The sequence below is a fragment of the Arenibacter palladensis genome, assembly GCF_900129275.1.
GTDB lineage: Bacteria > Bacteroidota > Bacteroidia > Flavobacteriales > Flavobacteriaceae > Arenibacter > Arenibacter palladensis.
Genome location: NZ_FQUX01000004.1, coordinates 110,094 through 129,497, shown reverse-complemented (window position 1 = coordinate 129,497; position 19,404 = coordinate 110,094). Strand labels below are relative to the sequence as shown.

The 19,404-nt window shown below is 39.3% G+C and carries 15 protein-coding genes; all 15 read left to right on the top strand.

The features are described 5' to 3' along the window. Nucleotides 1-12: 12 nt before the first annotated feature. The 15 genes from BUA60_RS12795 to BUA60_RS12725 all read left to right on the top strand — a co-directional run bounded on the left by BUA60_RS12795 (nucleotide 13) and on the right by BUA60_RS12725 (nucleotide 19,403). Nucleotides 13-1,209, top strand: coding sequence for a beta-ketoacyl-[acyl-carrier-protein] synthase family protein (locus BUA60_RS12795; protein WP_072862254.1), 1,197 nt, complete (start codon nucleotides 13-15; stop codon nucleotides 1,207-1,209). An 84-nt stretch (nucleotides 1,210-1,293) separates the two neighbouring features. Beyond that, on the top strand, nucleotides 1,294-2,358 hold the full coding sequence (locus tag BUA60_RS12790; RefSeq protein WP_072862252.1) for a beta-ketoacyl synthase N-terminal-like domain-containing protein: 1,065 nt from the start codon (nucleotides 1,294-1,296) through the stop codon (nucleotides 2,356-2,358). Further along, entirely contained in the window at nucleotides 2,352-3,128 is a 777-nt protein-coding gene (locus tag BUA60_RS12785; RefSeq protein ID WP_072862250.1) for a polysaccharide deacetylase family protein, read from the top strand. The genes BUA60_RS12790 and BUA60_RS12785 overlap by 7 nt, the downstream gene beginning before the upstream one ends. Then, nucleotides 3,121-3,750 carry a flexirubin biosynthesis/transport protein LolA2 gene (locus BUA60_RS12780; protein WP_072862248.1) on the top strand — a complete coding sequence of 210 codons (630 nt, stop codon included), beginning with the start codon at nucleotides 3,121-3,123 and terminating at the stop codon, nucleotides 3,748-3,750. Before BUA60_RS12785 ends, BUA60_RS12780 begins: the two co-directional genes overlap by 8 nt. Next, nucleotides 3,731-4,339 (top strand): flexirubin biosynthesis protein LolB2, encoded by a 609-nt coding sequence (locus tag BUA60_RS12775; RefSeq protein ID WP_072862246.1) that lies wholly within the window; start codon nucleotides 3,731-3,733, stop codon nucleotides 4,337-4,339. The genes BUA60_RS12780 and BUA60_RS12775 overlap by 20 nt, the downstream gene beginning before the upstream one ends. 2 nt (nucleotides 4,340-4,341) lie before the next feature. Next, complete coding sequence (locus BUA60_RS12770) at nucleotides 4,342-4,935, top strand: porin family protein (protein ID WP_072862245.1); 594 nt, start codon at nucleotides 4,342-4,344, stop codon at nucleotides 4,933-4,935. A gap of 5 nt (nucleotides 4,936-4,940) precedes the next feature. After that, nucleotides 4,941-5,309 (top strand): ApeI family dehydratase, encoded by a 369-nt coding sequence (locus tag BUA60_RS12765; protein WP_072862244.1) that lies wholly within the window; start codon nucleotides 4,941-4,943, stop codon nucleotides 5,307-5,309. Next, on the top strand, nucleotides 5,310-5,798 hold the full coding sequence (locus BUA60_RS12760; RefSeq protein ID WP_072862243.1) for a hypothetical protein: 489 nt from the start codon (nucleotides 5,310-5,312) through the stop codon (nucleotides 5,796-5,798). A gap of 109 nt (nucleotides 5,799-5,907) precedes the next feature. Continuing rightward, nucleotides 5,908-7,077: a DUF2062 domain-containing protein gene (locus tag BUA60_RS12755; protein ID WP_072862718.1), complete on the top strand. Its 1,170-nt coding sequence runs from the start codon at nucleotides 5,908-5,910 to the stop codon at nucleotides 7,075-7,077. Continuing rightward, nucleotides 7,070-10,759 carry a 1-acyl-sn-glycerol-3-phosphate acyltransferase gene (locus tag BUA60_RS12750; protein ID WP_072862241.1) on the top strand — a complete coding sequence of 1,230 codons (3,690 nt, stop codon included), beginning with the start codon at nucleotides 7,070-7,072 and terminating at the stop codon, nucleotides 10,757-10,759. Before BUA60_RS12755 ends, BUA60_RS12750 begins: the two co-directional genes overlap by 8 nt. A 131-nt stretch (nucleotides 10,760-10,890) precedes the next feature. Continuing rightward, nucleotides 10,891-12,426 carry a phytoene desaturase family protein gene (locus tag BUA60_RS12745; RefSeq protein ID WP_072862239.1) on the top strand — a complete coding sequence of 512 codons (1,536 nt, stop codon included), beginning with the start codon at nucleotides 10,891-10,893 and terminating at the stop codon, nucleotides 12,424-12,426. 1 nt (nucleotide 12,427) lies between these two features. Then, nucleotides 12,428-13,300 carry a cupin-like domain-containing protein gene (locus BUA60_RS12740; RefSeq protein WP_072862237.1) on the top strand — a complete coding sequence of 291 codons (873 nt, stop codon included), beginning with the start codon at nucleotides 12,428-12,430 and terminating at the stop codon, nucleotides 13,298-13,300. A 14-nt stretch (nucleotides 13,301-13,314) separates the two neighbouring features. After that, the gene (locus BUA60_RS12735) at nucleotides 13,315-14,985 is read left to right on the top strand and encodes a C45 family autoproteolytic acyltransferase/hydrolase (protein ID WP_072862235.1); all 1,671 of its coding nucleotides are present in this window, start codon (nucleotides 13,315-13,317) and stop codon (nucleotides 14,983-14,985) included. Beyond that, the gene (locus tag BUA60_RS12730) at nucleotides 14,985-16,274 is read left to right on the top strand and encodes a flexirubin biosynthesis putative acyl-CoA ligase FlxY (protein ID WP_072862233.1); all 1,290 of its coding nucleotides are present in this window, start codon (nucleotides 14,985-14,987) and stop codon (nucleotides 16,272-16,274) included. Before BUA60_RS12735 ends, BUA60_RS12730 begins: the two co-directional genes overlap by 1 nt. Nucleotides 16,275-16,496: 222 nt before the next feature. Further along, the gene (locus tag BUA60_RS12725; protein ID WP_072862231.1) at nucleotides 16,497-19,403 is read left to right on the top strand and encodes a PEP/pyruvate-binding domain-containing protein; all 2,907 of its coding nucleotides are present in this window, start codon (nucleotides 16,497-16,499) and stop codon (nucleotides 19,401-19,403) included. The last annotated feature ends 1 nt before the right edge of the window (nucleotide 19,404 follow it).

The following is a 19,404-nucleotide window of genomic DNA, read 5'->3' as shown; positions in this document are numbered from 1 at the left end:
ATTAAAAAATTCATGTCCACAGGAGTAGCTATAACGGGAATGGGTATAATTTCGGCTATTGGAAACAATGTGGCCGAGAATTACAGTTCACTTTTGGAGGGTAGAACAGGAATTTCCCATATCTCCAAAATAGACACCGTACACAAAGGCAGTATTATGGTTGGTGAAATTGAATTCACCAACGGGGAATTGGAAGCGAAACTGGGTTTGGGCCCCAACAACAATTACTCCAGGACGGCCTTATTGGGAGCCATTGCAGCTAAAGAAGCCCTTGAAGATGCCAAAATAACCAATATAAAAGCCTACAGGACAGGCCTTATTTCTTCCACCAGTGTTGGAGGCATGGATATGACCGAAAAGTTTTATTACGATTACTTGGAAAGCGAGGATAACAGAAGATACATTGAAGGCCACCATGCCGGGGACTCTACGGACAAAATAGCGGAACAATTGGGCATAGACCAAAGCTTGGTCACGACCATCAGCACAGCCTGTTCCTCTGCAGCGAACGCCATAATGTTCGGGGCAAGGTTAATTAAAACCGGAAAATTGGATAGGGTAATTGTTGGTGGTGCCGACTGTTTGTCCAAATTCACTATCAATGGTTTTAATACCTTAATGATATTGTCCGACACCTACAATACACCTTTTGACGAAAATAGAAAAGGACTCAATTTAGGGGAAGCTGCTGCTTATTTAGTGTTGGAATCTGAATTCCTAGTAAAAAAGGAAAAGAAAAAAGTCTTGGGATATGTCGTCGGATATGGTAATGCCAACGATGCATATCACCAAACGGCCTCTTCCGAAAATGGGGATGGTGCCACCTTGGCCATGGAGAAGGCTCTTGCCGTTGCAGGATTGGAGCCAAAGGACATAGATTACATCAATGCCCATGGAACCGCCACCGGCAACAACGATTTATCCGAAGGAAGGGCTATTATCCGTGTATTTGGAGAAGATGTACCAGAGTTTAGTTCCACAAAAGCTTATACCGGGCATACCTTGGCCGCAGCTGGTGCCATTGAGGCCGTATATTCAATATTATCACTTCAAAACAACATTATCTATCCCAATTTAAATTTTAAAACTCCAATGAAGGAGTTTTCCCTGATCCCTCAAACCACCTTAAAAGAAAAAGCATTGAACACTGTTCTGTCCAATTCCTTAGGGTTTGGAGGAAATTGTTCCACACTTATTTTTTCAAAATAGCCTTAAGAAGGATTTCTTATATTTACATTTGGACCATTTGATCTTTTTAGATAATATATTAGAAATCGGCATTCCCAACAACTAATGGAAAAAGTTTATATTAACAGTATCGGTTCCATATCTGCCCAAAAAACATTTGACAACAATGATTTTTTGGAAGAAATAGTTACGTACCAAGACAATATTATCCCTGTAATAGAACCCAACTATAAGGACTTTATTCCCCCGGCAGCCGCTAGAAGAATGGCAAAGGGTATAAAAATGGGGGTAGTTGCCTCTAAAATAGCCTTGGAGGAGGCAAATCTAACAGATATAGATGCCATTATTACCGGAACGGGAATGGGATGCGTTCGGGATTCCGAAAAATTTGTAACCGCCATTTTGGACAACAATGAGCAGTTCCTTACTCCTACTTCGTTTATACAGTCTACCCATAATACTGTTGCAGGTCAGATTGCCCTAGGGATTGGCTGCAAGGGATATAATTTCACCTATGTACATAGCAGTGTTTCTTTTGAATCGGCCCTCCTCGATGCCTTTATGCAGTTAGAACTAAAGGAAGCGGAAAACATACTTGTTGGCGGAGTTGATGAATCCGGGGACCACACCAATGCCATACATAAACTTATACAACATATAAAACCGGAGAAAATAAATTCCAAAGAGCTGCTGCATTCCAAAACCGGTGGCGCTGTATTTGGGGAAGGTGCCAATTTCTTTGTGTTGTCCAATAAAAAACAAGATTACAGCTATGCCCAGCTACTGGGTATAAAGACCTATAACACCTTGGCCAAATCAGATCTTGTGGCGAATCTTGAGGTATTTTTAAAGGAAAAAAACCTAACCTTCGGAGATATTGATGTGTTGATAAGTGGCAATAATGGAGACATTGACTATGACAACTATTATTCAGAGCTTACCAATGGCCCTTTTAAAGACACCCAACAAGTGGCTTACAAACATCTAAGTGGTGAATTTAACACAGCCTCGGCATTTGGGTTTTGGTTGGGAGCCAAAATTCTTAGGACCCAGCATATTCCGAGCCCAGTTGCCCTAAACCCCATTAAAATCAAGGGATTGGAAAATGTTTTACTGTACAATCAGTACAGAGGTAAAAATCATAGTTTCACCCTTCTTCGCCGATGTTGAAGTATCCTATTATAAATGGTCTTTTTAGTGCAGCTTTCGCCACCCTTCTTATATTGGATTTTTTTTGGGAAATACGTTGGTGGGCATATATACTGCTTGTTGCCATTTGGGCAACACTAACCATTATAGGCTCTTTCCACATCCGTTGGGACTATCATCTCCCCGCCTTACATTTCAACAAAAAAATTCGCAACAATTTGGTTGCCATCACCTTCGACGATGGCCCCCATCCCAATTTTACCCCTAGAGTATTGGAGCTACTTCAAAAATATAATGCCAGAGCATCCTTTTTTTGTGTGGGACAACAGGTAAACCAATATGGTGTAATTGCAAAGAAAATAGTGGATAACGGGCATACTATTGGGAACCATACCTATACACATTCCAACAAATTTGGTTTTTTTGGAACACAAAAAGTACTATCGGAACTCCAAAAAACAAATACTACCATAAAAGAAGTAACAGGTCTAGAACCCAAATTATATAGACCAGCCTTTGGGGTAACCAATCCCAGCATAAACAAGGCGGTCAAAAAATTGAAACTTACAACGGTGGGCTGGAATATTCGATCTTTGGACACAACCCAAAGATCTAAAAAAGTAATCCTGGAACGCATTACCAACAAAATAAAGAAAGGAGACATTATCCTACTGCATGACAGTAGTGAAAAAACAGTTGAAGTATTGGAACAGTTATTGCTATTTTTACAGCAGCACAAAATGCAGTCTGTAACCGTGGACCAATTGTTAGATATCGAAGCCTATGCGTAACCTTTTATTTTTAGCCGTCCTTATTGCCCATACTTCCCTATTGTTCTCTCAAGAAAGTAATATGAACAATACCGAAATTGCGGAGTTCAAGGCCAAGATCAATGAGACGTCCAAGGCCACGATCACTATCCAAAGTAATTTTACCCAGTATAAGCATCTGGACTTTTTGTCCAACGATATTACCACACAGGGTAAAATGGCATTTAAGGCTCCCAATATGGTAAAATGGGAATATACAGAACCCTTTAAATACAGTATTATTTTTAAGGACGATAAATTATTAATAAACGATTCCGGAAGCAAAAGCAATATGGATCTAGGAAATAGTGCCTTGTTTAAAAAGATAAATCAATTAATTGTCAATAGTGTAAAAGGCAACTTGTTCCAAGATTCGGATTTCACAATGAGCTACTTTAAAAGCCCTGATTTTTACAAGGTCATCTTTGTTCCTAAAGACGAAAAAATAAAAAGTTATATAGCCTCTTTTATTTTGTTCTTCGATAAGGAACAGGCAGATGTTATGGAGGTTAAAATGGTGGAACCCACTAATGATTATACCAGAATTGTCTTTGAAGACCGTCAGATCAACAAACCTTTGGACAATGAAGTATTTTCTAATTAGCCTAACCCTCTTGCTGTTTGCCTGTGCCTCCTTTCCAAAAAAGAACAATCTAGAAAGTATATCCGGCCATACGCCAACTGTAATCAATCCATATTTTTCAGACCTTGCTATGGATTATATTTACAAGGCCAAAATAAATTTCGCCGATAAATCCTTTGGTGGAATATTTGTTATAAAAAAAATGGGGCCAGAACACCATAGAGTAGTGTTCACCACTGAAATGGGAAATAAGTTATTCGATTTTTCGTTCATCAAAAACGAATTCAGAATTAACTTTATTCCTAGTGAAATGAATAAAAAGATTCTTATTAATCTACTGAAGCGGGATTTATTTGTTTTGATCAATGAAAATCCAAAGATCTTGAATCAATACCGAAAAATGGGCGATAGTATTTTCTTAGAGACCAAGCTTAAGAATAACACTTACTTTTACCTCACGGCTGATGAGCGACTACATAAAATATTGAAAACAAAAGGAAGTAAGGACAAATCAAGCTATATTTTTGCGGAAATAGAAAACGATCATGCAAGGGAAATTAAAATACGGCACAAAAACATTAAGTTAACCATTGATTTAAAAGCCATTTAGAAATGAAAAAATTACTGCTTACCGGTCTTTTGCTTACCATTTCCTATACCATGTTTGCACAAAGCAAGTCGCAACTAGGGGTAAGAATGGGACTGAACAATGCCAAGGTCCTGAATTCGGGCTTGGACAACAAATCCGGATTATACACAGGATTGTTTTTAGCGGTTCGATTAACGGATAGCTATACTATGCAACCAGAAATCATATATTCCAACCAAGGGGGTACTGCCAGCTATAGAAATGGGGAAGACCTAAATATAAATTACGTATCCATTGCCCTAGCGAATAAATTTTTTGTTAGTAAAAATCAGGGGTTCCATTTTATTTTGGGGCCTAGTCTAGATATTAATTTCGATGACAATTTTATCAACCTTATTAACGACAACGGTGATAATTTAGAAATCACTCCAATTGACCTAGCCGTGTTTGGAGGGATTGGATATGAGTTTGATTTTGGTTTGGCATTGGAATTGAGATATAAACAAGGATTGATAGACTTAGATTTTAATGACTCCGGAGAATATGGAGGCAATGCGGAGGAGAATCAATTGAACAGGGTATTCCAAATTGGACTCGCCTATAAATTTAATATGTGACCATAATGTTAATAGAAGGACTTTATACTACGGAATCTTTTAATACAAACGAAGAAGGCATCTCGGCCCAAATCAAGTTGAATCCCAAGCATGAAATTTTTAAGGGTCATTTCCCCGGAAAACCAATTATGCCTGGGGTATGTATGATTCAAATCATAAAGGAATTAACGGAAAAAAGTCTCGGAAAGGATTTGTTTCTATCCGTCGCCTCCAACGTAAAATTCATGGCCATTATAAACCCTGAAACAGACCCAGTCCTTTTGATAAATATCAACCTTTCTGAAATAGACGGCCTGTTCAAGGTAAAAAGTACGACCATTTTTGGGGAAACAGTGGCCTTAAAATTAAGTGCAACCTTTAAAAGCGCGGCCTAAATGAAATTGATCTGTTTTCTCCTTTTTGTAGTTTTCATTGCGCCTGCCACACCGGATTTAGACCAGATCCGCAAAGATTTTCCATTGGCCACCAACGACCGTGAATCGGCCCTGGCTTTAAGGGATAAACTGGAAACTGTCTCAAAGGAAGACAATACAATATTAGTCGCTTACAAGGGTGCAGTTTCTGCATTAACGGCAAAATACACCAAGGATAATGCGGAAAGAAAAGACCTTTTCAAAAACGGGGTTTTATTACTGGAATTTGCGGTATCCCAAAAACCGGAAAATATAGAAATTAGGTGCCTAAGATTGAGTATACAGGAGAATTCCCCCAAGTTCTTAAAATATAGATCCAACATTGAGGAGGACAAAACTTTCATTTTAGACCACTACGAAAAGACCAATTCCAAAGCGGTCAGGGATTTTGTAAAATCATATATATTACAATCCACAGGATTTAATACTGAAGAAAAGCAACGGTTTTAACTTCAGTAATTCCTATTTTTGCGAACCATGTCTTGTAATATTCTACAGGATGGAACAACCAAATTGCAATAAAACCGTGTCACAATCTACTACATCCACAACTAAAGCTATGGATCAGCTTAAATGCTGTGTGATAATACCTACCTACAACAATCATAAAACCCTAAAAAAAGTCGTTGAAGGGGTGCTGCAATACACCCAAAACGTTATAGTCGTTAATGATGGGTCTACCGATACCACTTCCGATATTTTGGCCAAATTCCCCGATATCCATACGCTTACCCTTCCAAATAACATAGGGAAAGGTTATGCCTTGAGGAAAGGTTTTGAATTGGCCCTGGAACAAGGTTTCCACTTTGCCATCACTATTGATTCCGATGGCCAACATTTTCCGGATGATATACCCGTGTTTATTAACAACCTTAGTAAGGAGAAGTCCAAAGATGTACTGTATATAGGGGCAAGAAATATGGGACAAAAAGACGTTCCCAAAAAAAGTAGCTTTGGCAACAAATTTTCCAATTTTTGGTTTTGGGTCGAAACTGGGATTAGACTTCAGGACACCCAATCCGGATATAGGCTATATCCACTACTCGCCTTAAAGGACATCAAATTTTTTACAAAAAAATTTGAGTTTGAAATCGAAGCCATCGTAAAGGCGGCATGGAACGGCATAGAAGTGAAGAATATTCCCATAAAAGTAACCTATGATGTTACTGAAAGGGTATCCCATTTTAGACCCTTCACCGATTTTTCAAGAATCAGCCTTTTAAATACCTACTTGGTAATTCTGACCCTATTATATATTTTTCCACGAGACTTAATCCGCAAAATAAAAAAAAAAGGGGTTAAAAGATTTTTCCATGAAGACTTTCTTGGCAGTAACGATTCCCATGAAAAAAAGGCGCTGTCCATTGCACTGGGAGTGCTTATAGGCCTATCACCATTATGGGGTTTCCAGACCTTGACAGTTATATTCTTAGCCGTCTTGTTCAAACTAAACAAGACCATTGCCTTCGCTTTTTCCAATGTCAGCTTCCCTCCTTTTATCCCTTTTGTGCTGTTTATCAGCCTTAAAATAGGCCACTGGGTCTTGGGTACAGAGTTTAATTTTACCTTTGAGGAGGCAGGGGCCAATTTTGAAGTAATTAAGCATTTAAAATCCTATATAATTGGCAGCATAACCCTTTCCGTTATAGGAGCTTTTGCCGCGGGAATATGCGGTTATATTATTTTGAATATTTTTGATAGAAAAAATATTGCACTTAAAAATGGGTAGTTTTTTATATAGGTTTTATGAATATGTGGCCAAGAAAAGACTACTGTCCGGCATTGGGCTCCTGGCCCTTTTTTTAATCCTTATATTTTTTGCTTTCAAAATTGAATTCGAGGAAGACATTACCAAGCTTATACCCAGCAATAGCAAGACAGAAGAAGTTCAAAAAGTATTAAAATCGGTAAATTTTTCAGATAAGATCATCGTCAATATTGTGCGACAACCAGGGGTACCCATTGAAGAACTAACAAAGTACGCAAATAATTTTCTGGATAGTATATCTAAAAAATCGTCTTCACATATAAAAAAAATCCAGGGCAAAATAGATGACTCAGATCTAGGAAACACCCTGGGGTTTGTCTATGATAATGCTCCTCTACTGCTGGATAGGGAAGACTACAATACCATTTCCAAAAAACTCGACAAGGACAGTATTGCCAAAATAACACAAAAAAACTATAGAACATTAATTTCCCCCTCTGGCATAGTTGCCAAGGAAATGATACTTAAAGACCCCCTAGGCATTTCTTTCATTGCCCTAAAAAAATTAAGTCGCTTGGGCATAGGGGAACAGTTTACCCTTAAGGATGGTTTTCTCCTAAGCAAGGACCTTCAAAACATTTTACTATTTATCACCCCTTCCCACCCTTCCAGTGAAACCGTTGAAAACACCAAATTTGTGACGGAGCTTTATGAGACCCAGAATCAGTTGGACCAGTTGTACAAGGACAGGGTAAAAAGTGAATATTACGGGGCCACCCTAATAGCCGTGGCCAACGCACAACAAATTAAGAAGGATATACGCCTTACAGTCACCATTGCCTTATCCATATTAATGGGGATCCTTATCCTATTTTATAGAAAATTAACTATTCCCATTATTCTTTTCACCCCTACCCTTTTTGGCGCTATTCTATCCGTTGCCATACTGTATTTGACTAGAGGGAAAATTTCTGCCATTTCCTTGGGGATAGGCTCTGTGCTGCTAGGGGTTACCTTGGATTATTCCTTACATATTCTTACCCAAATAAGAAATAACCCCTCCGTAAAGACCCTCTACTCAGATGTGGCCCAGCCCGTTATCATGAGCAGTATTACCACTGCCCTGGCCTTTTTGTGTCTTCTGTTCCTAGACTCGCAAGCCCTACAGGACCTTGGTATTTTTGCCGCCGTGAGCGTCATTGGTTCCTGTATTTTTGCCCTTCTGTTTATACCACATGTTTATAGGAATACCAATAATCTTAAGGTAAAATACACCCTCTTGGATAAGATAGCCTCCTATAACCTGCACAAGAACAGATGGAGCATTGCAATCCTAGTAGGTCTTTTGATTGCCAGTATTTTTTTTCACGACAAGGTAATCTTCAATAAGGATATTGCCAAGCTCAACTATGAGCCTACAGCCTTGGTACAGGCTAGGGAAAGATTGGATGCACTTACCAATTTAACTTCCAAGTCCATCTATTTGGCCGTCTATGGGGACGATAGCGAAAAGGTCCTCCAAACCAACAATACCATATCCTATGCCCTGGACAGCCTAAGAAATAATGGGGAAATACTTAGTTTTAGCTCTATAGGCAACCTAGTCCTATCCAAAGAAAAGCAGCAAGAAAAAATTGAACTTTGGAAGGAGTTTTGGAACAAGGATATCATTGAAAATACAAAAAATAATCTTGTGGAAAGCGGCACTGAATTAGGATTCAAGCCCAATTCCTTTGACAAATTCTATTCGTTTCTCAACAAAGATTTTAGGCTTTTGAATATTATGGATTACAGTAGTGCCGCAGCCTTGCCCGTTGATGACTACATGGTTACCGACAATAATTTTACCACGGTAACCTCATTGATCAAATTAAAGGAGGATAATGGAGAAAAAGTAAAAGAAATTTTTAGAGCTTACCCCACAACATTGGTCATCGATAGACAGGAAATGAATGAAATGTTTTTAGGCAATCTCAAAAACGATTTCAACAAACTAATTGGTTACTCCCTTGGTATAGTAGTCCTGATCCTGTTCTTTTTCTTTAGGAGTTTTTCCCTGGTTTTGGTGACCAGTATCCCTATTCTATTGACCTGGTGGCTCACCATTGGTATTATGGGCATGTTCCATATAGAATTCAACATCTTTAATATCATCATCTCCACCTTTATCTTTGGATTGGGTATAGATTATAGCATATTCATAACAACGGGACTGCTCAAGGAATACGGTAAGGGAGAAGAAGTTCTGAGCACCCATAGAACCTCCATTCTGCTTTCGGCCATTACTACGGTTTTGGGAATTGGCGTTCTTATTTTTGCAAAACACCCCGCCTTGCATTCCATTAGCCTTGTATCGCTTATAGGTATCCTATCAGCTGTTTTTGTAGCATTTGCCATACAGCCATTATTATTTTTACTCTTTATTGGGAGTAAGGCGAAACGCCCCATTAGCTTTCGATTACTTGTCCATTCCGTCCTTTCATTTGGTTATTATGGTTCGGGTGGTCTACTCTTGTCCATTTGGAGTGTCACCTTTATGAGAATACTGCCATTTAGTAAAAAAGTTAAAATGAAATGGTTTCATAGGACCATTTCAAAATTTATGAAATCGGTACTCTATACCAATCCCTTTGTAAGTAAAAAAATAATCAATCAATCCGGGGAGGATTTTAACAAACCTGCCATTATCATAGCAAACCACACCTCTTTTTTAGATATTTTGGCGGTCGGCATGCTACATCCAAAGATTATTTATTTGGTAAACGACTGGGTGTATAAATCCCCAATATTCGGCAAGGCCGTACAACTGGCCGGATTTTATCCAGTGTCCGAAGGAATAGATAATGGCCTTGAACATTTAAGAAACAAGGTTGCCCAAGGGTACTCATTAATGGCTTTTCCGGAAGGCACAAGATCCCGGACCAACAAAATAAGACGATTCCATAAAGGGGCCTTTTATTTGGCAGAAAAGTTTAGTATGGATATAGTTCCTGTATTGATACACGGAAATTCGGAAGTGCTTCCCAAAGGAAGTTTTGTAATAAAAAATGGCAGCATAACCGTCAAGATCTTGGACAGGATTTCCCCAGAAGACCAAGGCTTCGGTAAAAACTACAGAGAGCGCAATAAAAAAATCGCAGCCCATTTCAGATCTGAATTTCAGGCATTGAGAAATGAGGTGGAAGGCGATACTTATTTCCTCAGAACAATTCTCGAGGATTATCGATACAAAGGAGATATCATCTACCGTACGGTAAAAAAAGATTTAAAAAACAATTCCAAAATTTACGCCCAGATCTCAAAGCGCATTGGATCTTCCGATTCCATAATTCATCTTTCAAAAGATTTCGGGCAACTGGATTTTCTATTATCTTTAAATGCCGTAGATCGTAAAATTTTCACCTACTTGGCAGATGAAGAAATAAGGCCGATTGTAAAAAACAGTTTTATTTCCCAGCAAATAGCCAAGTTAACCTTATCTGAAACCATTGATGAGGCTATGGCAATGCCTGCGGATATAATGATCATTGATTTGGAAATACAGGACTTGGATAGCCTGGCACCAACAATAAAAAATAATATTAGGCTACTGATTTTGGTAAAGGACGGAGCAAAATTGTTGGAAAGAATTATATTGTCCACTGGTTTTAAAAATGTCTTTGAAAATGAAAATCTTATTATCTTAGAAAAAACTAGGGCCTAGAATAAGCCTATTTCGGAGGAGTCTAAAACCCTCGCATTGAATTAGGAAGCAATTTTAATTATTAAAGGGAGTAAGACCTGCCAAAAGCCAATTTTGAAAATTGGTTTTGAAATTTGTAAAGAATACCATTTATGAAAGAACATTACGACATTGTAATTGTTGGAAGCGGATTAGGGGGATTGGTATCTGCCCTGATAATGGCCAAAGAAGGTTATAGTGTCTGTGTCTTGGAAAAAAACAATCAATTTGGAGGCAACCTACAAACCTTTGTCCGGGACAAAACCATCTTTGATACAGGGGTACACTATATTGGCGGACTCTCCGAAGGCCAAAACCTGAACCAATATTTTAAGTATTTGGGCATCATGGACCAGTTGAAGCTTAAAAAATTGGATGAAGACGGTTTTGATGTAGTCACGTTTGAAGGGGACCCAAAGGAATACAAGCACGCCCAAGGTTATGAGCGGTTTGAGAAAAGTCTCCTGAGCCAATTTCCAGAGGAGGAAAAGGCAATAAAAACATACAGTAAAAAATTAAGGGAAACTTGTTCCAAGTTTCCCTTATACAATTTGAACAAGGGCAATCCTTCCTATGGACAAGACGACGTTTTTAAACTGAATGCCAAAACCTATATCAACTCTCTTACCAACAATAAGAAATTACAAGCCGTGTTTGCGGGGACAAATTTCCTATATGCAGGTGACGGGGAACGTTCCCCTTTTTATGTACATGCACTTTCCGTAAATTCCTATATAGAAAGCGCCTACAGATGTGTTAATGGGGGAAGTCAGATTACCAAAGTTCTTATTAGACAATTAAAGAAATTTGGGGGCGACACCTTCAAACATCATGAAGTTTCCAAATTTAATGTCGAAAATGGGGAAATCACTTCGGTGGAAATAAAAAATGGAAAGCAAATAAAGGGTGATATTTTTATTTCGAATATAGAACCCAAGCTTACTTTAAAAATGGTCGGTGAGGAAAATTTTAGAAAATCCTACACCAACAGAATAAACAACATTGAAAGTGTTATTTCGGCCTTTAGCGTATACATTGTCCTAAAACCCAAATCCTTTAAATATCACAATAAGAATTTTTATCATTTTAAATATGGAGATCGTGTTTGGGATGCACAGAATTATACTCAGGAAAGTTGGCCAGAGGGGTATATGGTCTCTATGGGTATTAATAAAAAGGATGATGGATGGGGAGATAGTTTAATAGCTATGACCTATATGAATTTTGATGAGGTTAAGTACTGGCAGAACACTTTTAATACAGTTGCATCCAAAAATGATAGAGGACAAACATATGAAGAGTTCAAGGCTTATAAAACAGAAATTTTTATTGCGGAATTGGAAAAAAAATTCCCCAACCTAAGAGATTGCATTCAAACCGTATATGCGTCCACCCCATTGTCCTACAGGGATTATATAGGATCCCATAATGGATCTATGTACGGTTACGTAAAAGACGTAAACAATCCACTACACTCCTTTGTTTCCCCCAGAACAAAAATTAAAAACCTTCTATTTACCGGCCAAAGTTTAAACATGCACGGAATCTTAGGTGTAACCATTGGAGCAATTATTACCTGTTCCGAGTTAGTGGGAAAGGATTATTTATTGGAAAAAATTTTGGAAGTCAATAAAGCTCAAGAAGTTTAATATGGGACAGATTAAAACCATTCCTATAACAAGGGTCAGTTCTATTAGCAAAGAGGATTTTATTAATCAGTATTACAAAACCCAACGCCCTGTTTTAATTGAAAACCTCACCTCGGATTGGCCTGCACGCAAGAAATGGAATATAGATTACATTCAGAAAAAGGCGGGCGACCAAGTCGTTCCCCTGTACAACAACGAACCTACCAAAGGGAAACAAAACTCCGCTGCCCCGGTAGCGGAAATGAAGTTGTACGACTATCTGGAAATCCTTAAAACCAAACCAACCGACCTTCGTATTTTTTTCTATAATATCCTGGATAAAATGCCAGAACTGATTAAGGATATACGTTACCCGGATATTGGATTGAAATTTTTTAAACGCCTGCCAGTTATGTTTTTTGGGGGTGAAGGTTCCGTGGTGCTCCCCCATTATGACATGGACTTGTCAGACCTGCTTCATTTCCATTTTCACGGACACAAAAGTGTGCTTTTGTTTCCGCCCGAGCAGACGAAATACCTGTACAAGGTTCCTTTTGCTGTCCATAATTTGGAATCCATAAATATGGATGCTCCTGATTTTGATCGCTATCCTGCCCTAAAAAAGGCAGAAGGGTTATATGTGGAGATGAAACATGGGGACGCCCTTTATATGCCCAGTGGTTACTGGCACTATATTAAATATCTGGATGGCGGATTTTCCATTACCTTAAGGGCCTTGCCAAAACATCCTGTATTGTTGTCCAAAATGTTTGGAAATCTTTTTTTTATGAGACCATTTGAGAATACTATGAGGAAAATTTGGGGTCAGAAATGGGTAGATTTCAAGGAGAACAGGATGCTGGTAAAAACCAATAACAGGTTTGGAAAGGAATAAATTAAACAATTAGGATGTACCGGATAAGATGGATTGTATGTATTGCTATTATACTTGGGTTTTTTGGTTCTTGTGGAGTTTCAAAATCACTAAAGGATAGGCCCAATTTAAGCAACTACAACCCTCAAATTCCGGAAATAACAAAAACCTCGGATTCTTCCTATGTTTATTCCAATAACTCCCTGACCAAAAACAAACAAGGTCTGTGGGAACTTTATGTATCTGGAGATCCATTGCAAAGGGGATTAATAACTGGAGCCCTGACGGAAGACCTGTTTCAAGAACAAGAGGCAATATTTTTATCCAAGGTTGAAGAATTGGTCCCTTCCAAAACAAAAAGATATTTCCTTAGAAAATTCTTGGCTTGGTACAATAGAAAAATGTATAAGAACATTCCCGAGGAAATTAAAGCCGAAATTTGGGGACTTTCCCAATATGCATCCCAAAACTTTAATGACATAGCAGATCCCTATTCCAGGGTACTATACCTTCATGGCGCCCATGATATAGGGCATGCCCTTCAGGATTTGGCCCTTGTTGGCTGTTCTTCCTTTGCCGTCTGGGGCGATAAATCTGAGGATGGAAGTCTGATCCTTGGTCGCAATTTTGACTTTTACGCAGGGGATGATTTTGCCAAAAACAAAATAATTTCCTTCCTGGACCCTACAGAAGGCCACAAATTTATGTCCGTTACCTGGGCCGGCATGACGGGAGTGGTCTCTGGAATGAACGAACATGGACTAACAGTTACCATCAATGCCGGAAAATCTAAAATTCCCTTGGTTGCCAAAACACCTATCAGTATTCTTACCAGGGAAATTTTACAATATGCAGCTACTTTGGAGGAGGCTATATCCATCGCAAAAAAACGACAGGTTTTTGTATCAGAATCCATTCTCGTGGGTAGTGCCAGGGATAAAAAGGCCATGATAATCGAAGTCTCCCCGCACAATTTTGGCGTATATGAAGTTCCCAATTCCACTCAATTGATCTGCTCCAACCACTTTCAGAGCGATGCCTATGCAAAGGACAAAAATAATCAGAAACACATATTTGAAGGCCATACCCAATACAGATATGAACGCATGGAAGAACTATTGGGAGACCATAAAAAAATAACCCCAACAATTGCCGTAGACATCCTGAGAAACAAGGAAGGACTTAAGGACAACAACATTGGCTATGGCAATGAAAAGGCGTTAAACCAACTATTGGCACATCATGGCATTGTATTTAAGCCAGAGCAGCGATTGGTATGGGTGTCCTCCAATCCGTACCAATTAGGGGAATTTGTGGCCTATGACCTAAACAAAATTTTTAAGGACAGTTTAAATAGCAGAATAGGATCAACGCTTTCCATCCCTAATAAAAATATTGAAAAGGATAATTTTCTGTATACACAAGCCTACCAAAACTATGAAAAGTACCGTGTTGAAATTGACCAAATTAAACAAGCCGTTGCAGACAACAAACACTTGACTCCCCAATTTCTTGAGGAATTTAAAAGATTGAATCCCCAATTTTGGGAAACGCATTATTGGCTAGGCCTCTACAACTACAATAGAAAATATTATAGAGCGGCATTAAACAACTTTATGGAAGCTAACACAAAAGAAATTACTACAGTTCCAGAGAAAGCTGCGGTACATTCGTATATTCGAAGACTAAAACGTAAATTAAAATAATGATCCCTGAAATCGAAAAAGCATCGGCAGAGGCAATTCAACAGTTACAAGAACAGCGTTTAAGGGAACTTATCAACTATATTACCCAAAACTCTGCCTATTATAAAAGAATTTTTAAGGAACATAATTTACAGGCCAGCGATATAAAGACCTTGGCAGACCTTGGCAAACTCCCTACTACCTCTAAAGAGGATCTACAACAATATAACGATGATTTCCTATGCGTGGATAGGCGCAAGATTATAGATTATGTAACTACCTCCGGCACCCTGGGCGAACCTGTTACCTTTGCCCTGACAGACAACGACCTTAATCGTTTGGCTTACAACGAGGCCATCTCCTTTGACTGCGCCGGCGTTACGGCAGACGATATTTTACAATTAACAACAACTATAGACCGACGATTTATGGCCGGATTGGCCTATTTTTTGGGAGCAAGGGAGCTAGGTGCTGGAATTATAAGGGTAGGCGCCGGAATTCCCGAACTTCAATGGGATTCCATCCTTAAGTTTAAGCCCACCTACCTTATCGTGGTTCCTTCATTTTTGTTGAAGCTCATAGAATACGCCCATCAGCACGGCATAGACCCCAATAAGGCCGGGATAAAAGGGGCTATTTGTATAGGGGAATCACTACGGAATGAAGATTTTTCATTAAACACCCTTGCGGCCAAAATTAAGAAAGATTGGAACATTCCCCTCTACTCCACTTATGCCTCCACGGAAATGAGTACGGCCTTTACCGAATGTTCCGTAATGCAAGGCGGCCACCATCACCCGGAATTGATCATCATCGAAATTTTGGACGACGAAGAAAAGCAAGTGGAAGAAGGAATGCCGGGTGAGCTTACCATTACCACCTTGGGAGTTGAAGGTATGCCTTTGCTGAGATTTAAAACCGGCGATATTGTCCAGGCACACACCTCCAAATGTTCCTGTGGAAGAAATACGCCTCGCTTAGGGCCTGTTATTGGCAGGAAGAAACAAATGATAAAATATAAGGGAACTACCTTATATCCACCGGCCATGTACAACGTACTCAACTATTTTAACGAAATAGACGCCTTTGTAATCGAAATAGACCATAATGACATTGGAACCGATGAAATATGTATTAAAATAGCTACCTCCAATCCTACAAATGATTTATTACAGACCATCAAGGATCACTTTAGGGCAAAACTGAGGGTGCTCCCCAAAATTGAATTCCACGATTTTAAAACCCTTCAGGACCTGCGATTTCCCAAAATGAGCAGAAAACCAGTTATTGTAATAGACCATCGACTCTAAGTGACTGCTTGGGGTTGGTAACCGCCAAAAAAAATCAATTTGTAAATCTTCCCTCAATTACTTACATTCTATGGCCATACAGGCTATATACCTCATCATTTACCATTTCCCGCCTGTATGTTATAGTTTTTTTAATTAAGGAATCGAAACTAAGCTCAAATATATTTTTGCATTAAAATTGGTATTACATTTGATTACACTTTATACTGCCATTACAACGCTATGAAAAAACATATATTTATATATATCCTACTATTCTGCTTTCCATTAATAAGTCCCGGACAAAAATTGGGCAATCAGGAAATAAAGGATTTGATCAACTCTTACAAAAAAGATATCCGTGGACCATATAAAGAAATCCGCTGGTTCTGTACAGATGGAAGCATTCGCCAACCCAAAGACCCATGTCCAGATAATATAGGTCCTGGAGTACAGCACGCTACCTATAAAAATTCTATTATCGATTTAGGAAAGAGCAACCACATTTATTTGGGACAAATTTTGGCCTACACTTCCAAGGAGGAATTTTGGGACGCAGAAAACAACCATTCCCGCCTTAAACAGTATCAATTGGACAAATATTTAAGAACTGTTGATAATGGCTGGATCCTAGAAAAAGGGCAGTTCTATCGCGGTGCCATACAGGCAGAGGACGAAGAGGCATGGGGGGTGGATTTTTATAAATGGTTATTATCCGATACTCAAAATGTAGTTCAAAATTTTTATCTTATTCGCCAGTCCTTAAAGGATATACCCCATAACGGTGACGACAATCTATCCCAAAAAATAAGGAGCGATTCAAAGGTAATTTCGGACATGGTCCCGGAATTTATGGACTTAAGGGTTAAAATCCATAGTCAGCCCGATGCCGGGGATATAAATAAAGTAAAGGATTTTAAGTCCAAACACAGTAACAAACTGAACAACGAGGTAAAAGTAAAAATAGATGCCCTGGTGTCTACCATGGCCAATTTCTACAAACCGGTTGATATTGCGCAAATACAAAAAAATACAGCTCTTGTTCAGGATAGCCCTATTGGGGTTGCCATAAAAAACTTTACGACCAACTATAGTGGGGAAGCAAATGCAGCTGTGCTCATACCCGCTACTGCAGAATTGCTATTAGAGATAAGGCAGGCCATTCCAAGAGAAGTAAGTGCGGCCGCACGGCTTCAGTTATTGGACGCCTCCCTAAAATTGGAAGAAGTAATATTTAAAAATTCTCCCCAATGGCAACCGGAGGATCTAAATGGTTTATTGGACAAAGTCTGCTATTTGGGTATGGCTAATGCCGGCGCCGGTTATATAGAACTGGCGGAATGGGAAGAATTGGACCTATCCCTAAAGGGAACCAACAGTGGAAGCATGTCTCTAGGACAGCTTACCACCATATTGGAAAATGCACGTAGGGAAGTGGAATGGAGCTCTTCCATGGTAAAGGCCAATTATCAGGAAATTGTGGATATTTACACGGCATTTGAACCTAAGGCTTACGGATTCATTGATGATAAAATCAGAGGTTCCATTGCCCTTTACTTGGGTCAAACCGTAGGAGAATTGGGCGATATTATTGCCCAAGAATCCTCTCTGACCAATAAGGTGATGGACATTGAAAATCAAAGTAGCCTACGAGGCCTAAATCCAGGATATGCCCTAGGGGAATTGGTAGTGGTAGGGGGTTCTCCTGATGACATTGAGGTAACTTCCGATAAAATCTATATTTTTCAACGTCCACCATCAGATCTTAAGCCAGTTGCCGGAATTGCTACGGTATCCGAAGGGAATATGGTGTCTCACGTTCAATTATTGGCACGAAATATGGGCATCCCCAATGCCGCACTGAGCGATGAAAATCTTAAAAGTCTTCAAAAATTTAATGGGGAAAAGGTGTTTTATGCAGTGTCTAACAAGGGCAACGTTATTATGAAGCCGGAAATAGACATGTCCGAGGAAGAACGCAGTTTATTTACTAAGGTAGAGCGCAAAGAGGAAAGAATTGAAGTACCCATAGAGAATATACGATTGGACGAAAATGCCATACTTAACCTTAGGTCAGTAGACGCTGAGGATTCCGGTAAACTTTGCGGTCCAAAAGCGGCCAATTTGGGACAGTTAAAAAAAATGTTCCCGGAAATGGTGGTCGAAGGTCTGGTAATTCCCTTCGGAATCTTTAGGGACCATATGGATCAACCCATGCCCGGCCAGCAGGGCAGCTATTGGGATTTTTTAAACTCCACCTTCAAAGAGGCCGAGACCATGCGTTCCCAAGGCATTGCGGAAGGCGAGGTAGAAAACTATCAGCTTAGGCAACTGGAAATCCTAAGGGAGGCCATAAAAAAAATTCCAATGAAGGCCGAATTCATTGCCCAACTGGAAGAGGGGTTTAAGGAAGTATTGGGAAAAGAAATTGGCGAAATCCCGGTTTTTCTAAGAAGTGACACCAACATGGAAGATTTAAAGAATTTTACAGGGGCCGGATTGAACCTTACAATATTCAATGTTGCTGCCAAGGAAAAAATTATATCGGGAATTAAGGATGTATGGGCTTCCCCTTATTCTGAACGCAGTTTTAAATGGCGCCAAAAATACCTTCTAAATCCTGAAAATGTATTCCCTTCCATTTTGGTAATCCCCAGCGTGGATGTGGATTATTCGGGGGTATTGATCACCAAGGGGATAAGTTCCGGCAATCCGGATGACCTTACCATTGCCTTTAGTAGGGGAGCCGGTGGTGCTGTGGATGGTCAGTCGGCAGAAACCTACTTGGTCAAGGGGACTGGAGGAACCCAACTTTTGGCACCCGCCAGGGAAATGTACCACAATCGACTTCCGGCTGCTGGGGGAACAGTAAAAAGAATGTCCACCTTTGAGAATTTCATCCTAAACCAAAAAAACATTGATGAAATAAGGGCATTTGCCAAAACAATTCGTGAAACTATGGCTACCGAAACCAAATCGGAGTATGAAGGGGCCTATGATGTGGAATTGGGATTCCAAAACAATAAGTTGTGGCTGTTTCAAATTCGCCCTTTTGTAGAGAATAAAAAAGCCTTAAGTTCCAATTATCTGGAATCTATTACGCCAAAAATCGATTTGGACAAAAGCATTCCCCTTTCTAAAAAAATATAAG

What these genes read in the sequence shown, in the direction of transcription:
- BUA60_RS12795 (WP_072862254.1), top strand. Translation starts at nt 13, where the DNA reads ATGTCCACAGGAGTAGCTATAACGGGAATGGGTATAATTTCGGCTATT.
- BUA60_RS12790 (WP_072862252.1), top strand. Translation starts at nt 1,294, where the DNA reads ATGGAAAAAGTTTATATTAACAGTATCGGTTCCATATCTGCCCAAAAA.
- BUA60_RS12785 (WP_072862250.1), top strand. Translation starts at nt 2,352, where the DNA reads ATGTTGAAGTATCCTATTATAAATGGTCTTTTTAGTGCAGCTTTCGCC.
- BUA60_RS12780 (WP_072862248.1), top strand. Translation starts at nt 3,121, where the DNA reads ATGCGTAACCTTTTATTTTTAGCCGTCCTTATTGCCCATACTTCCCTA.
- BUA60_RS12775 (WP_072862246.1), top strand. Translation starts at nt 3,731, where the DNA reads ATGAAGTATTTTCTAATTAGCCTAACCCTCTTGCTGTTTGCCTGTGCC.
- BUA60_RS12770 (WP_072862245.1), top strand. Translation starts at nt 4,342, where the DNA reads ATGAAAAAATTACTGCTTACCGGTCTTTTGCTTACCATTTCCTATACC.
- BUA60_RS12765 (WP_072862244.1), top strand. Translation starts at nt 4,941, where the DNA reads ATGTTAATAGAAGGACTTTATACTACGGAATCTTTTAATACAAACGAA.
- BUA60_RS12760 (WP_072862243.1), top strand. Translation starts at nt 5,310, where the DNA reads ATGAAATTGATCTGTTTTCTCCTTTTTGTAGTTTTCATTGCGCCTGCC.
- BUA60_RS12755 (WP_072862718.1), top strand. Translation starts at nt 5,908, where the DNA reads ATGGATCAGCTTAAATGCTGTGTGATAATACCTACCTACAACAATCAT.
- BUA60_RS12750 (WP_072862241.1), top strand. Translation starts at nt 7,070, where the DNA reads ATGGGTAGTTTTTTATATAGGTTTTATGAATATGTGGCCAAGAAAAGA.
- BUA60_RS12745 (WP_072862239.1), top strand. Translation starts at nt 10,891, where the DNA reads ATGAAAGAACATTACGACATTGTAATTGTTGGAAGCGGATTAGGGGGA.
- BUA60_RS12740 (WP_072862237.1), top strand. Translation starts at nt 12,428, where the DNA reads ATGGGACAGATTAAAACCATTCCTATAACAAGGGTCAGTTCTATTAGC.
- BUA60_RS12735 (WP_072862235.1), top strand. Translation starts at nt 13,315, where the DNA reads ATGTACCGGATAAGATGGATTGTATGTATTGCTATTATACTTGGGTTT.
- BUA60_RS12730 (WP_072862233.1), top strand. Translation starts at nt 14,985, where the DNA reads ATGATCCCTGAAATCGAAAAAGCATCGGCAGAGGCAATTCAACAGTTA.
- BUA60_RS12725 (WP_072862231.1), top strand. Translation starts at nt 16,497, where the DNA reads ATGAAAAAACATATATTTATATATATCCTACTATTCTGCTTTCCATTA.